At 38.4% G+C, this 19,948-nt stretch carries 20 protein-coding genes; 19 read left to right on the top strand and 1 reads right to left on the bottom strand.

What is annotated here, in order from left to right:
- The 15 genes from grpE to recO all read left to right on the top strand — a co-directional run.
- Positions 1–336: nucleotide exchange factor GrpE (gene grpE, locus CD039_RS12040; protein ID WP_240595048.1), on the top strand; the 336-nt coding region annotated here is incomplete at its 5' end.
- Positions 337–387: 51 nt separating this feature from the next.
- Entirely contained in the window at positions 388–2,232 is a 1,845-nt protein-coding gene (dnaK, locus tag CD039_RS04930; RefSeq protein ID WP_103371367.1) for a molecular chaperone DnaK, read from the top strand.
- A 119-nt stretch (positions 2,233–2,351) separates the two neighbouring features.
- The gene (dnaJ, locus tag CD039_RS04925) at positions 2,352–3,485 is read left to right on the top strand and encodes a molecular chaperone DnaJ (protein ID WP_002471036.1); all 1,134 of its coding nucleotides are present in this window, start codon (positions 2,352–2,354) and stop codon (positions 3,483–3,485) included.
- A 3-nt stretch (positions 3,486–3,488) separates the two neighbouring features.
- Positions 3,489–4,427 carry a 50S ribosomal protein L11 methyltransferase gene (prmA, locus tag CD039_RS04920; RefSeq protein WP_103371366.1) on the top strand — a complete coding sequence of 313 codons (939 nt, stop codon included), beginning with the start codon at positions 3,489–3,491 and terminating at the stop codon, positions 4,425–4,427.
- 2 nt (positions 4,428–4,429) lie between these two features.
- The gene (locus CD039_RS04915; RefSeq protein ID WP_103371365.1) at positions 4,430–5,182 is read left to right on the top strand and encodes a 16S rRNA (uracil(1498)-N(3))-methyltransferase; all 753 of its coding nucleotides are present in this window, start codon (positions 4,430–4,432) and stop codon (positions 5,180–5,182) included.
- A gap of 5 nt (positions 5,183–5,187) precedes the next feature.
- Positions 5,188–6,534 carry a tRNA (N(6)-L-threonylcarbamoyladenosine(37)-C(2))-methylthiotransferase MtaB gene (mtaB, locus tag CD039_RS04910; protein ID WP_103371364.1) on the top strand — a complete coding sequence of 449 codons (1,347 nt, stop codon included), beginning with the start codon at positions 5,188–5,190 and terminating at the stop codon, positions 6,532–6,534.
- A 243-nt stretch (positions 6,535–6,777) separates the two neighbouring features.
- On the top strand, positions 6,778–6,954 hold the full coding sequence (gene rpsU / locus CD039_RS04905; RefSeq protein ID WP_002471046.1) for a 30S ribosomal protein S21: 177 nt from the start codon (positions 6,778–6,780) through the stop codon (positions 6,952–6,954).
- A 290-nt stretch (positions 6,955–7,244) separates the two neighbouring features.
- On the top strand, positions 7,245–7,955 hold the full coding sequence (locus CD039_RS04900) for an NfeD family protein (RefSeq protein ID WP_103371363.1): 711 nt from the start codon (positions 7,245–7,247) through the stop codon (positions 7,953–7,955).
- A 19-nt stretch (positions 7,956–7,974) separates the two neighbouring features.
- A complete protein-coding gene (gene floA, locus CD039_RS04895) occupies positions 7,975–8,967 on the top strand; it encodes a flotillin-like protein FloA (protein WP_103371362.1) in 993 nt (330 codons plus the stop codon).
- A 14-nt stretch (positions 8,968–8,981) separates the two neighbouring features.
- Positions 8,982–9,644: a hypothetical protein gene (locus tag CD039_RS04890; protein ID WP_103371361.1), complete on the top strand. Its 663-nt coding sequence runs from the start codon at positions 8,982–8,984 to the stop codon at positions 9,642–9,644.
- A 289-nt stretch (positions 9,645–9,933) separates the two neighbouring features.
- Complete coding sequence (locus tag CD039_RS04885) at positions 9,934–10,881, top strand: PhoH family protein (protein ID WP_002471043.1); 948 nt, start codon at positions 9,934–9,936, stop codon at positions 10,879–10,881.
- Positions 10,882–11,343 carry an rRNA maturation RNase YbeY gene (ybeY, locus tag CD039_RS04880; protein ID WP_103371360.1) on the top strand — a complete coding sequence of 154 codons (462 nt, stop codon included), beginning with the start codon at positions 10,882–10,884 and terminating at the stop codon, positions 11,341–11,343.
- Between the two features lie 4 nt (positions 11,344–11,347).
- The gene (locus CD039_RS04875; protein WP_103371359.1) at positions 11,348–11,683 is read left to right on the top strand and encodes a diacylglycerol kinase family protein; all 336 of its coding nucleotides are present in this window, start codon (positions 11,348–11,350) and stop codon (positions 11,681–11,683) included.
- Positions 11,684–11,754: 71 nt separating this feature from the next.
- Complete coding sequence (gene era / locus CD039_RS04870) at positions 11,755–12,654, top strand: GTPase Era (protein WP_103371358.1); 900 nt, start codon at positions 11,755–11,757, stop codon at positions 12,652–12,654.
- A 24-nt stretch (positions 12,655–12,678) separates the two neighbouring features.
- Positions 12,679–13,440, top strand: a complete 762-nt coding sequence (gene recO / locus CD039_RS04865) for a DNA repair protein RecO (protein WP_103371357.1) — start codon at positions 12,679–12,681, stop codon at positions 13,438–13,440.
- 168 nt (positions 13,441–13,608) lie between these two features.
- On the opposite strand, the gene CD039_RS04860 is transcribed toward recO, so the two are convergent.
- Positions 13,609–15,000: a glycine--tRNA ligase gene (locus CD039_RS04860; RefSeq protein WP_049410303.1), complete on the bottom strand. Its 1,392-nt coding sequence runs from the start codon at positions 14,998–15,000 to the stop codon at positions 13,609–13,611.
- 391 nt (positions 15,001–15,391) lie between these two features.
- On the opposite strand from CD039_RS04860, the gene ccpN reads away from it, so the two are divergent.
- The 4 genes from ccpN (at position 15,392) to rpoD (ending at position 19,917) form a co-directional block, all read left to right on the top strand.
- Positions 15,392–16,015, top strand: a complete 624-nt coding sequence (ccpN, locus tag CD039_RS04855) for a transcriptional regulator CcpN (RefSeq protein ID WP_040806074.1) — start codon at positions 15,392–15,394, stop codon at positions 16,013–16,015.
- Between the two features lie 14 nt (positions 16,016–16,029).
- A complete protein-coding gene (locus CD039_RS04850) occupies positions 16,030–16,866 on the top strand; it encodes a pyruvate, water dikinase regulatory protein (protein ID WP_103371356.1) in 837 nt (278 codons plus the stop codon).
- A 26-nt stretch (positions 16,867–16,892) separates the two neighbouring features.
- Positions 16,893–18,674 carry a DNA primase gene (dnaG, locus tag CD039_RS04845; RefSeq protein WP_103371355.1) on the top strand — a complete coding sequence of 594 codons (1,782 nt, stop codon included), beginning with the start codon at positions 16,893–16,895 and terminating at the stop codon, positions 18,672–18,674.
- Positions 18,675–18,810: 136 nt separating this feature from the next.
- On the top strand, positions 18,811–19,917 hold the full coding sequence (rpoD, locus tag CD039_RS04840) for an RNA polymerase sigma factor RpoD (RefSeq protein ID WP_049405273.1): 1,107 nt from the start codon (positions 18,811–18,813) through the stop codon (positions 19,915–19,917).
- The last annotated feature ends 31 nt before the right edge of the window (positions 19,918–19,948 follow it).

Here is a 19,948-nt window from a genome sequence, read left to right as displayed (position 1 = left end):
ATGAAAAAATATCAATCTCAGAGTGTGCTCACTGACATCTTACCTACGATTGATAACATCGAACGCGCATTGCAAATCGAAGGTGAAGATGAACAGTTTCAATCACTTCAAAAAGGCGTTAAAATGGTTCACGAAAGCTTGTTAAAAGCACTTGAAGATAATGGGCTTGAAGTTATCAAGACAGATGGTGAACAATTTGACCCTAACTATCATCAAGCTGTAATGCAAGATGATAATCCTGATTATGAATCAGGTCAAATCACTCAAGAACTACAAACAGGATATAAATTGAAAGACCGTGTACTTCGACCTTCAATGGTTAAAGTAAATCAATAATTAATTATATATTTCAACACTAACTGATTAAGATATAGGAGGAATTTCTTTATGAGTAAAGTAATAGGTATTGACTTAGGTACTACAAACTCTTGTGTAGCTATTTTAGAAGGTGACGAACCTAAAGTAATTCAAAACCCTGAAGGTGCAAGAACAACACCATCAGTAGTTTCATTCAAAAATGGAGAAACTCAAGTAGGTGAAGTTGCTAAACGTCAAGCAATCACAAACCCTAATACTGTTCAATCAATCAAACGTCACATGGGTACTGACTACAAAGTAGACATCGAAGGTAAATCATACACACATCAAGAATTATCAGCAATGATTCTTCAAAACTTGAAAAAAACTGCTGAAGATTACTTAGGCGAAAAAGTAGAAAAAGCAGTTATCACAGTTCCAGCTTACTTCAACGACGGTGAACGTCAAGCAACTAAAGACGCTGGTAAGATCGCTGGTTTAGAAGTTGAACGTATTATCAACGAACCAACAGCAGCTGCTTTAGCTTACGGTTTAGACAAGACTGAACAAGATCAAAAAGTACTTGTATTCGACCTTGGTGGCGGTACATTCGACGTTTCTATCCTTGAATTAGGTGACGGTGTATTTGAAGTACTTGCTACAGCAGGTGACAACAAACTTGGTGGTGACGACTTTGACCAAGTTATCATCGACTATCTTGTAGAAGAATTCAAGAAAGAAAATGGTATCGATTTATCACAAGATAAAATGGCTTTACAACGTCTTAAAGACGCAGCAGAAAAAGCTAAAAAAGACTTATCAGGTGTATCTCAAACTCAAATTTCATTACCATTTATCTCAGCTGGAGAAAGTGGCCCATTACACTTAGAAATTAACTTAACTCGTTCTAAATTCGAAGAACTTGCTGATTCACTTGTACAAAAAACAATGGAACCAACTCGTCAAGCACTTAAAGATGCTGGTCTTTCAAACAGTGACATCGACGAAGTTATCTTAGTTGGTGGTTCAACTCGTATCCCAGCAGTTCAAGAAGCTGTTAAGAAAGAAATTGGTAAAGACCCTCATAAAGGTGTTAACCCAGACGAAGTTGTAGCAATGGGTGCAGCTATCCAAGGCGGTGTCTTAACAGGTGATGTTAAAGACGTTGTACTCCTTGACGTAACACCACTTTCTTTAGGTATCGAAATCATGGGTGGCCGCATGAATACGTTAATCGAACGTAACACTACAATCCCAACATCTAAATCACAAGTTTATTCAACAGCAGCAGATAACCAACCAGCCGTTGATATCCACGTATTACAAGGTGAACGTCCAATGGCTTCAGACAACAAAACACTTGGTCGTTTCCAATTAACTGATATCCCACCAGCTCCACGTGGTGTACCTCAAATCGAAGTAACATTCGATATTGATAAAAACGGTATCGTTAACGTAACTGCTAAAGACTTAGGTACTAACAAAGAACAAAACATCACTATCCAATCTAGCTCTTCATTATCTGATGAAGAAATCGACCGCATGGTTAAAGATGCTGAAGAAAATGCTGAAGCTGACGAAAAACGCCGTGAAGAAAGTGATTTACGTAACGAAGCAGACAGCCTCGTATTCCAAGTTGAAAAAACAATCTCTGACTTAGGCGACAACATCAGCGAAGAAGACAAATCTAACGCTGAAGAGAAAAAAGATGCGCTTAAATCAGCGCTTGAAGGCGAAGACTTAGAAGATATTAAATCTAAGAAAGAAGAACTTGAAAAAGTTGTTCAAGATTTATCAGCTAAAGTTTATCAACAAGCTCAAGAACAAGCGCAAGCTCAACAAGGACAACAAGGTCAAGAAGCAGGTTCACAAGATAGCAATGTAGAAGATGCTGATTTCAAAGAAGTTAACGACGACGATAATCAACAAAAATAATGCATCACAATCAAATATGTGAAACAATTGCTTAGCCAACATAAGTCAAAGTCAATTGAACATTGGCTTTGACTTTTTCCTTTTTAATTAAGAAAATATCGTTAAAGGAGAGAGATCAATTGGCCAAAAGAGATTATTATGAGGTCTTAGGTGTCAGCAAAGATGCTTCTAAAGACGAAATCAAAAAGGCTTATCGTAAACTATCTAAAAAATACCATCCTGATATTAACCAAGAAGAAGGCGCAGACGAAAAGTTTAAAGAGATTTCTGAAGCCTACGAAGTTCTAAGCGATGAGAATAAACGTGCAAATTATGACCAATTCGGCCACGACGGTCCTCAAGGTGGTTTCGGTGGTCAAGGCTTCGGTGGCGGCCAAGACTTTGGCGGCTTTGGCGGCGGTTTCGAAGATATCTTCAGCTCATTCTTCGGTGGCGGTCGTCAACGAGATCCGAATGCACCACGCAAAGGTGACGACTTACAATACAATATGACAATCACGTTCGACGAAGCTGTATTCGGTGCTGAGAAAGAAATTTCAATTCGCAAAGATGTGACTTGTCACACTTGTCATGGTGAAGGTGCCAAACCAGGAACTAAGAAAAAGACGTGTCATTACTGTAATGGGGCAGGACATGTATCAGTTGAACAAAACACGATTCTCGGTCGCGTAAGAAGCGAGAAAGTCTGTCCTGTATGTAATGGTTCAGGTCAAGAATTTGAAGAAAAGTGTCAAACTTGTCATGGTAAAGGTACTGAAAATAAAAATGTTAAAATCAATGTTAAAATTCCTGAAGGTGTCGATAATGAACAACAAATTCGACTTGCCGGCGAAGGTGCGCCAGGTGAAAACGGCGGACCACAAGGTGACTTATTCATCGTCTTCCGTGTAAAACCATCTCAAACATTTGAACGCGAAGGCGACGACATCTTCTACAATCTCAACATTACTTTTACTCAAGCAGCACTAGGTGACGAAATCAAAGTACCTACCCTTAAAAGTAAGGTTATGCTCACTATCCCAGCTGGAACACAAACTGGTAAGCAGTTCAGAATGAAAGATAAAGGTGTAAAAAACGTTCACGGCTTTGGTTACGGCGATTTATTCGTTAACGTCAACGTTCAAACACCGACTAAGTTAAATGATCGTCAGAAAGAATTACTCAGAGAGTTTGCTGAAGAAAGTGGCGAAAAGGTAGAAGAGCAGCCTACTAATTTCAAAGATAGAGCGAAACGCTTCTTTAAAGGAGAATAAATCATGGACTGGACCGAGATATCAATTACAGTAAATCACGAAGCAATGGATAGCGTAACTCAAATATTAGAACGTCATGGTTCTAATGGCGTTGTCATTGAGGATTCTAATGATTTAGATGGTGAGTTCGCAGATCGATTTGGAGAAATTTATGAACTTGATCCAAATGACTATCCTGATCAAGGTGTCAGAGTCAAAGCGTATTTCAATGAGCTTGAATACACTCCAGAACTCGAAGAAACGCTGAAATCAGAAATAGCTCAACTTCAAACACTTGAGCAGTCGTTGTACCATTATGAGACAACGACGATTCAAGAAGTCGATTGGGCGAATGAGTGGAAGAATTATTTTCATCCATTCAAAGCTTCCAACCGCTTTACTATCGTCCCAAGCTGGGAAGATTATGACCGTAATGATGATCAAGAATTATGTATCGAACTTGATCCAGGTATGGCATTTGGCACAGGAGATCATCCAACGACGAGTATGTGCTTACAAGCCATTGAACAATATGTAGCACCTCATCACTCTGTAATTGATGTCGGCACCGGTTCAGGTATACTAAGTATCGCTTGCTATTTGCTCGGAGTCGAAAATATTAAAGCTTTAGATGTTGATGATATGGCAGTTCAAGTAGCTGAAGAGAATTTTCAAAAGAACCACTGCTTACAAGCAATTGAAACTGAAGCGAGTAATTTATTAACAAATGAAGATGGACATTATGACATCGTTATTGCTAATATTTTAGCTCACATTATTGATGAAATGATTGAAGATGCTTATAATACTTTAAATGAAGAAGGATATTTTATTACTTCAGGTATTATTACTGAAAAAGAAAAAGATATCGTTAATCATATGAAGCGTGTTGGATTTTCAATTATTTCAACTACCCATGATAATGGCTGGGTATGTATTGTAGGACAGAAAGTGAGCGAATAGTCATGCAGAGATACTTTATTGACCAAAACGCTGATGAAAATCAGCGTTTTTTTATTACAGATTCAAATGATATACATCATATTGTAACGGTAATGCGGCATCAAGAAGGCCACCACATTATTGTTAATTTCAAAGATCAGAACGTTTATCAATGTGAGATAATCGATATAGGGAACGATGCTATAGAATTGAGTTTAGTGAAAAAGATTGAAGTTCAAACTGAATTACCTCAAGAAATCACAATCTGCAGTGGTTTAATTAAAGCTGATAAATACGAATGGCTCCTGCAAAAAGCGACTGAACTTGGTGCAAGTCATTTTATCGCTACTCATATGGATCGTTCCGTAGTGAAACTGACAGAGAATAAAGTTCAGAAAAAACTTCAACGTTGGGAAAAAATTATTAAAGAGGCTGCTGAACAGAGTTATCGCTTAAGTATCCCGACAATAGATTATGTATCGAATTTGAAGGCATTATATGATAATATAGAACAATATGACTATGTACTTATCGCTTATGAAGATGCTGCCAAAAGTGGGGAAACAAGCATGCTTAAGCGAGTAATCAGTCAGATGGACAACCAAGATCGAGTGTTAGTCATCTTCGGACCAGAAGGTGGCTTGACTGAAGCAGAAATCCAATTATTTAATCATGTGGCATATCAGGTCGGATTAGGACCTCGCATATTACGGGCAGAAACTGCACCACTTTATGTGCTCAGTGCAGTGAGTTATCAAAAAGAATTAATGGGGTGATATTAATGTCCACAGTTGCTTTCCACACTTTAGGCTGTAAAGTGAATCATTATGAAACAGAAGCGATATGGCAATTATTTAAAGAAGCAGATTACGACAGAGTTGACTTTAACACTAACGCAGATGTGTTTGTGATTAACACATGTACAGTGACAAATACAGGTGATAAGAAAAGTAGACAAATTATCCGAAGAGCGATTAGACAAAATCCAGAGGCGGTCGTATGTGTAACAGGTTGTTATGCACAAACTTCTCCAGCTGAAATCATGGATATTCCTGGCGTAGACGTTGTAGTAGGTACACAAGATCGCACGAAGTTATTAGACTACATAGAACAATATAAGAAAGAGCGCGAACCGATTAACGGAGTAGGTAATATCATGAAGAACCGTACTTACGAAGAACTTGAAGTGCCTTACTTTACAGATCGTACACGTGCTTCACTTAAAATCCAAGAAGGTTGTAATAACTTCTGTACTTTCTGTATCATTCCTTGGGCACGCGGTTTAATGCGTTCTAGAGATCCTGAGAAAGTAGTAGAACAAGCGAGTCAACTTGTGAACTCTGGTTATAAAGAAATTGTATTAACTGGAATTCATACAGGCGGTTATGGTCAAGATTTAAAAAATTATAACTTAGCTCAATTATTACGTGATTTAGAAACAGTTGACGGCTTAGAACGTATTCGTATTTCATCTATCGAAGCAAGCCAACTTACAGATGAAGTGATAGACGTGATTGCACACTCTAATAAAGTCGTACGTCACTTACACATTCCATTACAATCAGGCTCAGATAGCGTACTTAAACGTATGCGTCGTAAATACTCTATGGCACACTTCTCAGAACGTTTAACTAAATTGCATGAAGTATTACCAGGTTTAGCTGTGACAAGTGACGTTATCGTAGGTTTCCCAGGTGAAACAGAAGAAGAATTCCAACAAACTTACGACTTTATCGTTGATCATCATTTTTCAGAACTACACGTCTTCCCATATTCACCTAGAATCGGTACGCCAGCCGCACGTATGGATGACCAAGTAGATGAGAATGTGAAAAATGAACGCGTACATCGCTTAATTAACTTAAGTGATCAGTTAGCTAAATCTTACGCTTCTAATTTCGATCAAGAAGTGCTAGAAGTGATCCCTGAAGAAGAGGGCGATCAGCCAGGTACGCTCATCGGTTATGCGGATAACTACATGAAAGTACAATTTGAAGCTGATCCTTCACTCATCGGTGAACTCGTGAAAGTTAAGATTACACGCGCTGATTATCCGATGAATCAAGGTGAAGTACTCCGTGTTGTACAACATGCTTCAAATCAAACTGAACATGTGATGACAGTCTAATGAACATTAGATTGTAAAAAATGTAAATTTTACTAATTGACCACGTTAATAAGATATATTATACTGTGTAATAAATAGTCAGTGGTGCGTCTTACCACCTTATAGTGACTTCTTAGAATAAATAGGCCGACCCAATGTTATTTCTTGAATATAAGGTTTATTTACTCTATTGCAAGTTAATATATGTTAATGACTATTGATGAATTTAAAGTTTCGTTGATATTTGGAGGGAGGGAAATACAGATGTCTAAAACAGTAGTCCGTAAAAACGAATCACTTGAAGATGCGTTACGTCGTTTCAAACGTTCAGTTTCTAAGAGCGGTACAATCCAAGAAGTGCGTAAACGTGAATTTTACGAAAAACCAAGCGTTAAACGTAAAAAGAAATCTGAAGCTGCACGTAAACGCAAATTCAGATAATTAATTGTTCGTTGACTCCCTCAACATTAACATTAATTATAAATCTTGCCTCAGCCATTGTGCTGGGGCTTTTTTGTTGCGTAATTTCTCACTGAAAGGGCGAATCCAAGCCAACTTTTACTACCTCCCAAATCCCTCTCACACTCTTTAGTCATTCAGTCTAAATTTGTTAATAAATCATAAATTCTAATACATATATTTTATAAATTGACTTTTTTAAACTTTCGCTCAAAAACGCTATAAACAGACTTCTGTTTCATGTATAATCTAATTGAGAGCGAGGTGAGAACATGACTACCGTCTCAGATATACATAATTTATTTGCGACAGATATGACGGGAGATGGCAGCTGGGTAAGTCAACTGGCAAACTTCATCGTTCATCCGATAATAACCCTAATTCTTACGTGTCTGATCTTCTGTGGTTTCTTATTCCAACTTTATTCCAAACGAATCAATGTGATTGGAGTAATATCCACAATTGTCTTATTAATCTTTTTCCTAGGGTTCTTACTGAAAGGTGAAGTCAACTTACTTTCAATTATCTTATTTATCTTAGGTGTCATTCTTGTCGTTATTGAATTGTTTGTCGTGGGTGCTGTGATCGGCATCATCGGTATAGGTCTAATCATTTTTAGTATTGTGACACTCGGCAATAGTTTAGTTTATATGGTAGGGAACGTCGTTGTAGCACTTATACTCGCGATTATCGAGTGGGTAATTCTAGTCAAAGTGTGTCATCGAACGATACCTTTATTACAGAATGTGGTACTTAAAGACTCTACCAGTGCCGAAGCTGGTTTCACTTCCCACGATGACCGTTCTCATTTAGTAGGTCAAACTGCCCTTACGTTAACTGATTTACGGCCGGCAGGTATGATCTCAATTGACAACGAACGTATTGATGCAGTGTCAAACGGGGCTTTTATCTTACGCAATAAACAAGTGCGTGTACTTGAAGTTGAGGGCACGCGTGTCGTCGTTCGTGAATTAGAATCTTAAAAGGAGTGGAATTTCAACTATGGCAGGACTATTTGGTCTTATCATCATAGCAATAGTTATTATTGTTGTATTACTTATCTTCTTCTCATTCGTACCAGTAGGTCTATGGATTTCAGCTATAGCTGCTGGAGTTAAAGTCAGTATCGGTACACTTATCGGTATGCGCTTCAGACGTGTATCACCACGTAAAGTCATCGAACCTTTGATTAAAGCACACAAAGCTGGTTTACACTTGAAGATTGAGCAGCTCGAATCTCACTATTTAGCAGGTGGTAACGTTGACCGCGTGGTAGATGCAAACATCGCTGCAGAACGTGCGGAAATCAACTTGCCATTTGAGCGTGCCGCTGCAATTGACCTTGCAGGACGTGACGTATTAGATGCAGTTAAAATGTCTGTTAATCCTAAAGTCATTGAAACACCATTTATCGCTGGTGTAGCCATGAACGGTATCGAGGTTAAAGCGAAAGCCCGTATCACTGTTCGAGCTAACATCTCTCGCTTAGTCGGTGGTGCTGGTGAAGAAACAATCATCGCTCGTGTTGGCGAAGGTATCGTTTCAACTCTAGGTTCAAGTGATTCTCATACACAAGTGTTAGAGAATCCTGATAATATTTCTAAGACGGTCTTAAGTAAAGGTCTCGATTCAGGTACGGCATTCGAAATCTTGTCAATCGACATCGCCGACGTAGATATTAGCAAGAACATCGGTGCCGACCTTCAAACTGAACAAGCCATCGCAGATAAGAACATCGCTCAAGCGAAAGCCGAAGAAAGACGCGCAATGGCTGTCGCTCAAGAACAAGAAATGAAAGCGAAAGTTCAAGAAATGAGATCTAAAGTTGTTGAAGCCGAAGCTGAAGTACCACTTGCTATGGCGGAAGCTTTACGTTCTGGAAATATCGGTGTTAAAGATTATTATAATCTGAAGAATATCGAAGCAGATACAGGCATGAGAAATGCAATTAACGAACGTACTCATCAAGAAGATGACGAATCACCAGAAGAATAACTAGGGGTGATTAAATGAGTATAGGTATTATTATCTTTGTAATATCTGTAGTAATTTCTATTATTAAAGCTGTTATTGATAACAGTGATAAAGAGCGCGACCCCTCTAAGCCGAAAAAGCAAACTCAAAATGATGATGGCTTCTTCGGCGAAATCAAGAAAAGCATGCGGGAGATAGAGAAAGAATTATCAGATGAGGGTTCCTCTAGACGTACGAATAAAGTACCAAGACCCGATTACCAACCGAACGGGAGACGTTATAAAAATCAAACACGTCCTGAAAAAATGGATAATGAACAACCTCAGCCCGTTACGCAAACAACGTCGCACGTAGAAGAACAACCGAGCCAAGCAGAACAAACCAAGCGACGTCAACTTGATAGAGATGAGGAAAAGCGTGCAGAACTTCAACGTGATATGTTTACGCGTATCGATGATATTAGAGACCAAATTAATCGAGAAAGTGATCAACGATTAGAACGCCTTGAGAAAAAAGCTCAAGCTATCATTTCAGATTCTACGTTATCTACACGTGCGAAACGAGTTAGACTCAATCAACTGTTTAATCGCACATCACGTCAATCTCAGTCAACGCAATCGGCACTTGCTTTCCATAAAGACGACGTGGTCAACGGTATCATTTGGTCAGAAATACTCAATAAACCGAAACAACTTTAATCGATTATATTCATTAAGAGTGGGAGTCATCTCATTGAAGATGGCTCCCGCTCTTTTAGTATCTTAAACGCCACTGGTCATTCCACCCACATTGTCTTTGAAGAATTCCATAAACCTACTACAAACTTTTAAATGTTAAATCTTCCAAAGTCACCCTCAATCAATGTTATAATGATGATGATATTCGAAACTTTTCAACTATCCATTACAAAGTTATTCTTACTTTGTATCCAGAAGCCACTTAGGCTAGAATAATAATGGAAATATTTAGAAGTAAAGGAGCGCCTATATGCCTGGAATTATACAAATTGATGACATCAACGTGACTCAAGCTCTCGTCGGCAATAACGACGAACATTTAGAAGCCATTGAAGAGGGATTTGATGTTATCATACATGCTCGTGGGCAAGAAATTGCAGTGAAAGGTGAGAAAGTAGAGCATGTTGAACAAGCCGAAGCAGTACTCCTCAATCTTAGAAAGGTGATTGAACAGGGCATCACTATCACGATTAAAGATGTAGAAGCTGCTATTAAGATGGCTCAGAACCATACAATACAATATTTATTAGATTTATATGAGGAAGAGATTACGAAAGACGCTTTCGGTAAAACGATTCGTGCCAAAACGATGGGGCAACGTATGTATATTAATGCGATGCAACGTGACGATCTCGTTTTCGGTCTAGGTCCTGCAGGTACAGGGAAGACTTTCTTGGCAGTGGTATTTGCAGCTAAACAATTGCGCAAAGGAAATGTGAAACGTATCGTCTTAACACGTCCTGCTGTGGAAGCAGGCGAATCTTTAGGGTTCCTACCTGGCGATTTGAAGGAAAAGGTTGATCCTTATTTAAGACCATTATATGACGGCTTAAACACAGTACTCGGTCGTGAACAAACAGCGCGTTTTATTGAAAGAGGAATTATTGAAATCGCGCCATTAGCTTATATGCGTGGGCGCACATTAGATGACGCTTTCGTAATTCTCGACGAAGCGCAGAATACTACGCACGCGCAGATGAAGATGTTCCTAACACGTCTCGGATTTGGTTCTAAAATGGTAGTGACAGGCGACCAATCACAAGTCGATTTACCTAAAGGGATTAAAAGCGGTTTGAAAGAAGCGACGAAGAAACTACGTAATGTTAAAGGTATCAGTATTATGGAGCTCGACCAAACTGACGTAGTGCGTCATCCATTAGTAAGCCGCATCATTGATCGATACGAAGGGAATGAGTAAATGTTTACTATAGATTATAGCGATCACACAGATAGTGTGAAGCCTGAATGGATTGAACAAATTGACGACTTACTCCAATTCGCTAAAGATAAAGAAGAGATTAACGAAGATGCCGAACTCTCTGTGACCTTTGCAGATAAAGCGGAAATTCACGAAATTAATCAAACTTATAGAGATAAAGATAAACCCACAGACGTCATTTCATTTGCTTTTGAAGAAGAGGATCCACACATTATGGGGGCAGATTTACCGCGAGTGCTCGGAGATATCATTATCTGTACAGATGTTGCAGAGGAACAAGCGGAGGCATATGGCCACTCTTTTGAACGTGAATTAGGCTTTCTCGCATTGCATGGTTTCTTGCATCTACTAGGTTATGACCATATGACTCAAGATGAAGAGAAAGTGATGTTTGGCCGTCAGAAAGATATACTGGATGCCTATGGTCTGACAAGGGACTGAGGCTATGAAACGCTTTAAATATGCTTATCAAGGCTTTATTGCCTTGATTAAGAAAGATTTCAAATTTCTATTACATTGTATCTTTGGACTCATCGTTATATTCTTTGGAATCGTGTTTCACATCACACAAACTGAATGGTTATTTCTCATCTTAGCGATAGGGCTCGTCATGGAATTTGAAGCGATTAATACTGCTGTTGAATATGTCGTGGATTTGGCTACCGATGAATACCATCTCTTTGCGAAACATGCGAAAGATATTGCTGCTACGAGCGTGCTCATCATGAGTATTATTGCAGCAATTATTGGATTAATCATTTTTATTCCACACATTTTATAAACTGCTAAACGCTTATGAGTAAATCAATAAGCGATGTGTAAAAGTTAAATTAACAAAGGAAGGTTAACTGAATGTCAGAACACAAATCAGGATTCGTATCTATAATCGGCAGACCGAATGTAGGAAAGTCTACGTTCGTCAACCGAGTGATTGGACATAAAATTGCGATTATGTCTGACAAACCACAAACGACGCGCAATAAGATTCAAGGTGTGATGACGCAGGAAGATGCGCAAATCATCTTCTTAGACACACCTGGAATTCACAAACCCAAACATAAATTAGGTGACTACATGATGCGTGTCGCACGAAATACGCTAGCTGAAATTGACGCCATCATGTTTATGGTCAATATCAGCGAAGATATCGGACGCGGCGACGAATATATTATGGAGATGTTGAAACATGTCAACACACCCGTATTTCTCGTCTTGAATAAGATTGATCTCGTACACCCAGATGATTTGATGCCTAAGATTGAGCAATATCAAACTTACATGGACTTTACTGAAATTGTGCCGATTTCTGCACTTGAAGGTCACAACGTCGATCATTTTATCGAAGTGCTAAAATCCTATTTACCAGAAGGTCCTAAGTACTATCCAGACGATCAAATTTCAGACCATCCAGAACAGTTTGTAGTCAGCGAACTGATTCGTGAAAAAATCTTACATTTAACGAGTGAAGAAATCCCTCACTCAATCGGGGTCAACGTTGATCGTATGATTAAAGAGAGTGAATCTCGCGTACGTATTGAAGCGACCATCTTTGTTGAACGTAATTCCCAAAAGGGCATCGTTATCGGTAAAGGCGGTAAAAAGTTAAAAGAAGTAGGTAAACGTGCACGCCTCGATATTGAGCATCTGCTTGGCTCTAAAGTCTATCTTGAACTATGGGTTAAAGTTCAAAAAGATTGGCGAAACAAAGTAAATTTCATTCGCCAAATGGGTTATATTGAAGACCAAGATTAATATGAATGAGAGTCGGTGTTTGTCATGTTAGTCAAACAAAAGGGAATAATTATCAAAACGATTGATTACGGGGAATCCGATAAGATTATCACGATTCTTAATGAACATGGTGCGAAAGTTCCTTTAATGGCTCGACGTGCGAAAAAGAATAAGAGTGGTTTACAAGCCAATACACAACTCTTCGTTTATGGTCTCTTTATCTTTTCTCGTTGGAAAGGAATGGGAACATTAAATTCTGTAGATGTGATTGAGCAGAACTACGATCTCCGACTCGATATTTATGAAAGTAGCTATGCTTCATTGTGTGTAGAGACAATTGACCGTTCGTTAGAAGACGATGAAGTCTCTGAATATAGTTACAAACTTCTCTCTTTCGCGCTAGACAAGATGCGTGAAGGCGTTTCCGCACAATTGATGTCAGTCGTCATCTTGTTAAAATGTATGCCACGTTTCGGTTTCAACGCAATATTTGACCATTGCGCTGTGACTGGTTCAACAACACAAGCGGACCTTGTAGGTTATAGTTTCAAGTTTGATGGTGCTATTTCACAACAAGCGTTACCAGAGGATCCGCATGCACTGAGATTATCTAACAAGACACTGTATTTACTTTATATGTTGCAGTCACTTCCTATCGATAAGATGAATGGTCTCAGCATTCACCAAGAGATTGTAGACGAAATGTCTGATTTAGTGATTATGCTTTATCGCGAATATGCAGGTATGTTTTTTAAAAGTCAAAAGTTAATCAATCAACTTCGTCGTTTAGATACTGATTTAAAGTAAACTCGGTGCTAAGATTGAGGAGCGGGAGAGTGTGTGAGTGATTTACTATATCCCGCTTCTTTTATATCGTTTCTAAAAGGATACCTCATCATACAGAGCATAAATTAAGCCCGTAAATGGAAGATTGCATCCATCTACGGGCATTTTTCTATAGCTCAACTCTCAAAATTAATATTTAATTTTTTCAGCTAAGAAATCATCTAACTCAGAAATTGGCATACGGATTTGTTCCATAGAATCACGATCACGCACTGTAACTTGATTGTCTTCTAGTGAATCGAAGTCGAACGTAATACAGTAAGGTGTACCAATTTCGTCTTGACGACGGTAACGTTTACCGATTGATTGAGATTCGTCAAAGTCGATAGAGAATTTCGGACTTAATTGTTCGAAAATCTTAATCGCTTCACCTGATAATTTCTTGCTTAATGGTAGAACGGCTGCTTTGTAAGGTGCAAGAGCAGGGTGGAAGTGAAGCACTGTACGTGCATCTTTACTGCCTTCAACGCCTTCTTCGTCATATGCATCACATAAGAATGCGAGTGTTACACGATCAGCACCTAATGAAGGTTCGATACAGTATGGTAAATATTTCTCGTTTGTTTCTTGATCGTGATAACGGAAATCTTCACCTGAATGCTCTGCATGTTGCTTCAAGTCATAGTCTGTACGACTTGCGATACCCCAAAGTTCACCCCAACCGAATGGGAAACGATATTCGATATCAGTTGTCGCGTTAGAGTAGTGAGATAATTCGTCTGCATCGTGATCTCGTAAACGTGTATTGGCTTCTTGGAGGCCTAGATCTTTCAACCATTCGCTCGCAAATGTCTTCCAGTAACTTTGCCATTCAATTTCTTCACCAGGTTTACAGAAGAATTCAAGTTCCATTTGTTCAAATTCACGTGTTCTGAAGATGAAGTTACCAGGTGTAATTTCGTTACGGAATGATTTACCAATTTGACCAATACCAAATGGTAATTTCTTACGCATTGTGCGTTGCACGTTCTTATAGTTAACGAAGATACCTTGTGCTGTTTCAGGACGTAAGAAGAGTTCACTAGTAGAATCTTCAGTTACACCTTGGAATGTCTTGAACATTAAGTTGAATTGACGAATATCTGTCCAGTTTGCTGTGCCACTCACGGGACAAACAATACCTTCTTCGTCGATGATACGTTTCATTTCATCGAAACTTAAGCCATCAGCAACGAAGTTTTCGTCACCTTTTTCATTTTGCATATATTCTTCAATTAATTTATCAGCACGATAGCGAATTTTACTATCTTTGTTATCAATCATTGGGTCATTAAAGTTACCGAGGTGACCAGACGCTTCCCAAGTCTTTGGATTCATTAAGATTGCTGCGTCTAAACCAACGTTATATGGTGATTGCGTAATAAATTTTTGCCACCAAGCTTTTTTGATATTATTTTTTAATTCCACACCAAGTGGACCGTAATCCCATGTGTTAGATAATCCACCGTAGATGTCACTACCAGGGAACACGAACCCTCTATGCTTTGCTAAATGAACGACACTTTCCATGTCTTTTGCCATTGTACAAACACTCCTTTTTTACATAAAAACGTCCCAAGACAAAGTAAATATTTGACCTTGCCTTGGGACGAGTTTGAATTTCTGATTTCATATATATGTTAATCTGCTTCGTATGCACGTCGTATGTAAAGTCATACGTACTGATTAACTATCACTATTAACATTAAAATTGAAATTAACCCGCGGTTCCACCCAAATTAGTGTAGACACTCGCTTTAGAGGTATATAATTGTGTGCCAATTTAAGTCGTTAAGCTTACACTATCCTTAACTCGCTGTACAACTTATTCTAATTGATACCATGTATAATAGCAAGTAAATATCTGTATTTGTGGCAAATATCATTTCAATGTATAATTAATATTTGTATAGGTAAAAAGGGGTGAAGGGCTATCGAACTTAATAAACGTCAACAACAGATTATCGATATCGTGAAACATAACGGCCCAATCACGGGTGAACATATCGCTGATCGACTCGATCTCACACGTGCCACACTGCGTCCTGATCTCGCTATCTTAACGATGTCAGGTATTCTTGAAGCGAGACCTCGAGTGGGCTATTATTATACAAATAAATCACAGAATAAAATTATCGCTGATGAATTAAAAAAATATCATGTTCGAGAATACGCTTCTCATCCAATCATTATTAAAAATGGAATGTCCATCTATGACGCAATTTGTACCATTTTTATGGAAGATGTCAGCACACTTTTTATCATCAACGAGAAGGGCGATTTCGTAGGTGTCTGCTCTCGTAAAGATTTACTCCGCGCCTCAATGATGGGCGAGGATATTCACACTACTCCAGTAGATATCATCATGACGCGCATGCCTAACTTAAGCTACATTTCAATGGATGATAAAGTCATCTATGCTGCACAATTGATGATTGAGAAGGAAATTGATTCTTTACCTATCGTACAACAGAAAGAGAACGGTAATTTAGAAATCAAAGGACGTATTTCCAAGACGACAATCACTAAATTATTTGTTTCATTATTTAAAGAATAGGTGGTCTGATCACGATGAAGAAAGTCAATATTATAGTCGCGTCAGATTCAGTTGGTGAAACAGCTGATTTAGTCGCTAGAGCAGGTTTATCACAATTCACACCCGACCAATGCGATCAAGAAACTGCACGATACCCTTATGTTGAATCATTTGAGAACGTTGATGAGGTAGTACAAGTTGCAGAAGATACGAATTCTATCGTCGTTTACACGTTAGTTAAGCCCGAAATCCGAGCTTATATGGAATCCAAGTTACAAGAAAGTACAGTGAAATCTGTAGATATTATGGGTCCTTTAATGAATATCTTAAGAGACGAAATTGAAGAAGAGCCGTATTATGAGCCTGGACTTGTCCACCGCCTAGACGAAGCTTATTTTAATAAAATAGAAGCAATTGAGTTCGCGGTAAAATATGACGATGGTAAAGATCCTAAAGGAATTTCGAAAGCAGATATTATTCTGCTAGGAATTTCTAGAACTTCTAAAACCCCTTTATCACAGTATTTAGCACATAAAAGCTATAAAGTGCTTAACATTCCAGTCGTGCCGGAAGTTACGCCTCCAGATAATTTATTTGAGGTGGATTCTAAGAAAATCATTGCGCTAAAAATCAGTGAGCAGAAACTCAACAAGATTCGCAAAGAGCGTCTCAAGCAACTCGGATTAGGGGATAAAGCCCGTTATGCAACTGAACAACGTATTCAAGAAGAACTTGAGTATTTCCATGAGCTTGTAGACCGCATAGGATGTACGGTAATTGATGTTTCAGATAAAGCCATTGAAGAAACAGCCAATGATATTATGAATATTATCGAACAAAATGATTTCGATGAACTTAAGAAAGATAGCTAATACATTAAGTAGTTAGGTGATGACTAGTGCGAATTGATCAATCGACAATCAATGAAATTAAAGATAAGACCGATATACTCGATGTTGTCAGCGAATATGTCAAATTAGAGAAAAGGGGACGCAATTACATTGGATTGTGTCCTTTTCATGATGAAAAGACACCCTCATTTACCGTGTCAGAAGACAAACAAATTTGTCACTGTTTCGGTTGTAAAAAAGGGGGTAATGTCTTCCAATTTATTCAAGAAATTAAAGATATTCCTTTTACTGAAGCAGTGAAAGAACTCGGTGAAAGGGTTAATATACAAGTAGATGTACCGAATTACAGTCAAGACGGTGGTACGCATCAAATTGCATCTGAAGATTTACAAATGATCGAAATGCATGAGCTCATGCAAGCATATTATCACTATGCCCTTGTGAAGACAGTCGAAGGGGAAGCAGCCCTCAATTATTTGAAAGAACGTGGCTTTAGCGATGAAATGATCGAGAAGCGTAAGATTGGTTATGCCCCTGATAATGCGACGTTCTGTCACGATTTCTTGGAAAAGAAAGGGTACGACATTGAACTTGCGTATGAGGCGGGCTTGTTGTCGAGAAACGAACAGAACTTTAGCTATTACGACCGGTTTCGCGATCGTATCATGTTTCCTTTACAGAATGCTCAGGGGCGTACGGTTGGCTATTCAGGAAGAACATATACCGATCAAGAGCCGAAATATCTTAACAGTCCTGAGACACCAATCTTCCAAAAACGTCGCTTGCTCTATAATTTAGATAAAGCACGACGGTCTATTAGAAAAATTGATGAAATCATGCTCCTTGAAGGTTTCATGGATGTGATTAAATCTGATCAAGCAGGCCTTCATCAAGTTGTGGCGACGATGGGTACACAGCTTTCTCAAGAACACATCACTGTAGTTAAGAAATTAACAAATAACATCACGCTCATGTTTGATGGTGATAGCGCAGGACAGAATGCTACACTTAAGACAGGTCAACAACTGTTACAGCAAGGATTCAACGTCTTCGTTATTCAGCTTCCATCTGGAATGGACCCCGACGAGTATTTAGTAAAACATGGCGAAGATGCGTTTAATCATTTCGTGACACATGAAAAGAAAACATTTATTCGTTTCAAGATTCACCTACATCAAGATGAAATTCAAAATAATGATTTAGCCTATGAGAAATATTTAAAAGAAATTACTCAAGATATTTCATATATGAATTCTTCAATTTTACGCAAAAAAGTATTGCAAGAAGTTGCAGATTTGTTTAAAGTTAGCTTTGATAGTCTCAGTCAATCAGTAGGACACTACTCACATCAAGCACCTGAGCCACCGTCTGCAGCACCTGCTATACCACAGTTTAGACAACTGTCTCGCAATGAGAAAGCAGAGGTCTGTCTCTTGAAACATTTTGTTTATGATAAAGACCGCTTTCTTAACTATCATAAACAGATTGAAGCAGATGATTTTACAAATTCTTATTTTAAGCGTATATTTAATACTTTACGCGACTTTTATTCAGAGAATGAAACCTATACACTCAGTGATGTGATTCAATATGTGGACTCAGACGAGATGAAGGAAGCTTTCATCGCACTGGACAACTTCTTATTGAATGATGAACCCTACGATCATGAACTAGATGATTATGTCGCCATCATTCTTGAGAATCGTGATGAAGAAAGTAAAGAATCTCTCACTCGTCATTTAAACGAAGCTTTACGATTAGGTGATGTAGAACTTCAAAAATATTACTTAGAGAAAATCGTTAATTTTAATAAAAATACGAAGACATAGTATACAAATATATCACTTATTTAGTATAATAATAGGGTTACTGAATGTTTAACACAAGGCGATTTTGTGAATTATTATAGTGTAATTTGTTCTCATTATTATACTATGTTGACTTTATAATCGGGAGGCCTTTTTGATGTCTGGTAATGAAGTGAAAATAAAGAAACAAACGATTGATCCATCTCTTACTTTAGAGGATGTTAAAAAACAATTATTAGAAAAAGGAAAAAAAGAAGGTCACTTAAGCCATGAAGAAATAGCTGAGAAATTACAGAATTTCGAGATGGATAGCGACCAAATGGATGATTTCTTTGATCAACTTAACGACAACGATATCAATCTCGTTAATGAAAAGGACAATTCTGATACGGATGATAAATTAAATCCTAACGATTTAAGCGCGCCTCCAGGTGTAAAGATAAATGACCCAGTGCGCATGTACTTAAAGGAAATTGGACGTGTCGATTTACTCAGCGCTCAAGAAGAGATTGAACTCGCTAAACGTATCGAACAAGGCGATGAGGTAGCTAAATCTCGTTTAGCTGAAGCCAACTTACGTCTCGTAGTAAGTATTGCCAAACGTTATGTTGGACGTGGCATGTTATTCTTAGACCTTATCCAAGAAGGAAATATGGGTCTTATTAAAGCGGTTGAGAAATTCGACTTTAGTAAAGGATTTAAATTCTCCACATATGCAACGTGGTGGATTCGTCAAGCGATTACACGTGCAATTGCTGACCAAGCACGTACGATTCGTATCCCAGTGCATATGGTAGAAACAATCAATAAACTCATCCGTGTTCAAAGACAACTCTTACAGGATTTAGGTCGTGATCCAGCACCAGAAGAAATTGGTGAAGAAATGGATTTACCACCTGAAAAGGTCAGAGAAATCTTGAAGATAGCTCAAGAACCAGTATCACTTGAAACGCCAATCGGTGAAGAAGACGACAGTCATCTTGGTGACTTTATCGAAGACCAAGAAGCACAAAGTCCTTCAGACCATGCGGCATACGAGTTATTAAAAGAGCAACTTGAAGATGTACTCGACACGCTTACTGATAGAGAAGAGAATGTGTTACGTTTACGTTTTGGTCTTGATGATGGCCGTACACGTACACTTGAAGAAGTAGGTAAGGTGTTTGGAGTAACTCGCGAACGTATTCGTCAAATCGAAGCGAAAGCATTGAGAAAACTTAGACATCCAAGTCGTAGTAAACGACTCAAAGACTTTATGGATTAATTGTTCATGGGGATGTGACTACTTATCCTTT

The organism is Staphylococcus argensis, assembly GCF_002902305.1.
Lineage (GTDB): Bacteria > Bacillota > Bacilli > Staphylococcales > Staphylococcaceae > Staphylococcus > Staphylococcus argensis.
Note: the sequence above shows the minus strand (reverse complement) of the source record. Positions and strands in the feature narration are given on the sequence as shown.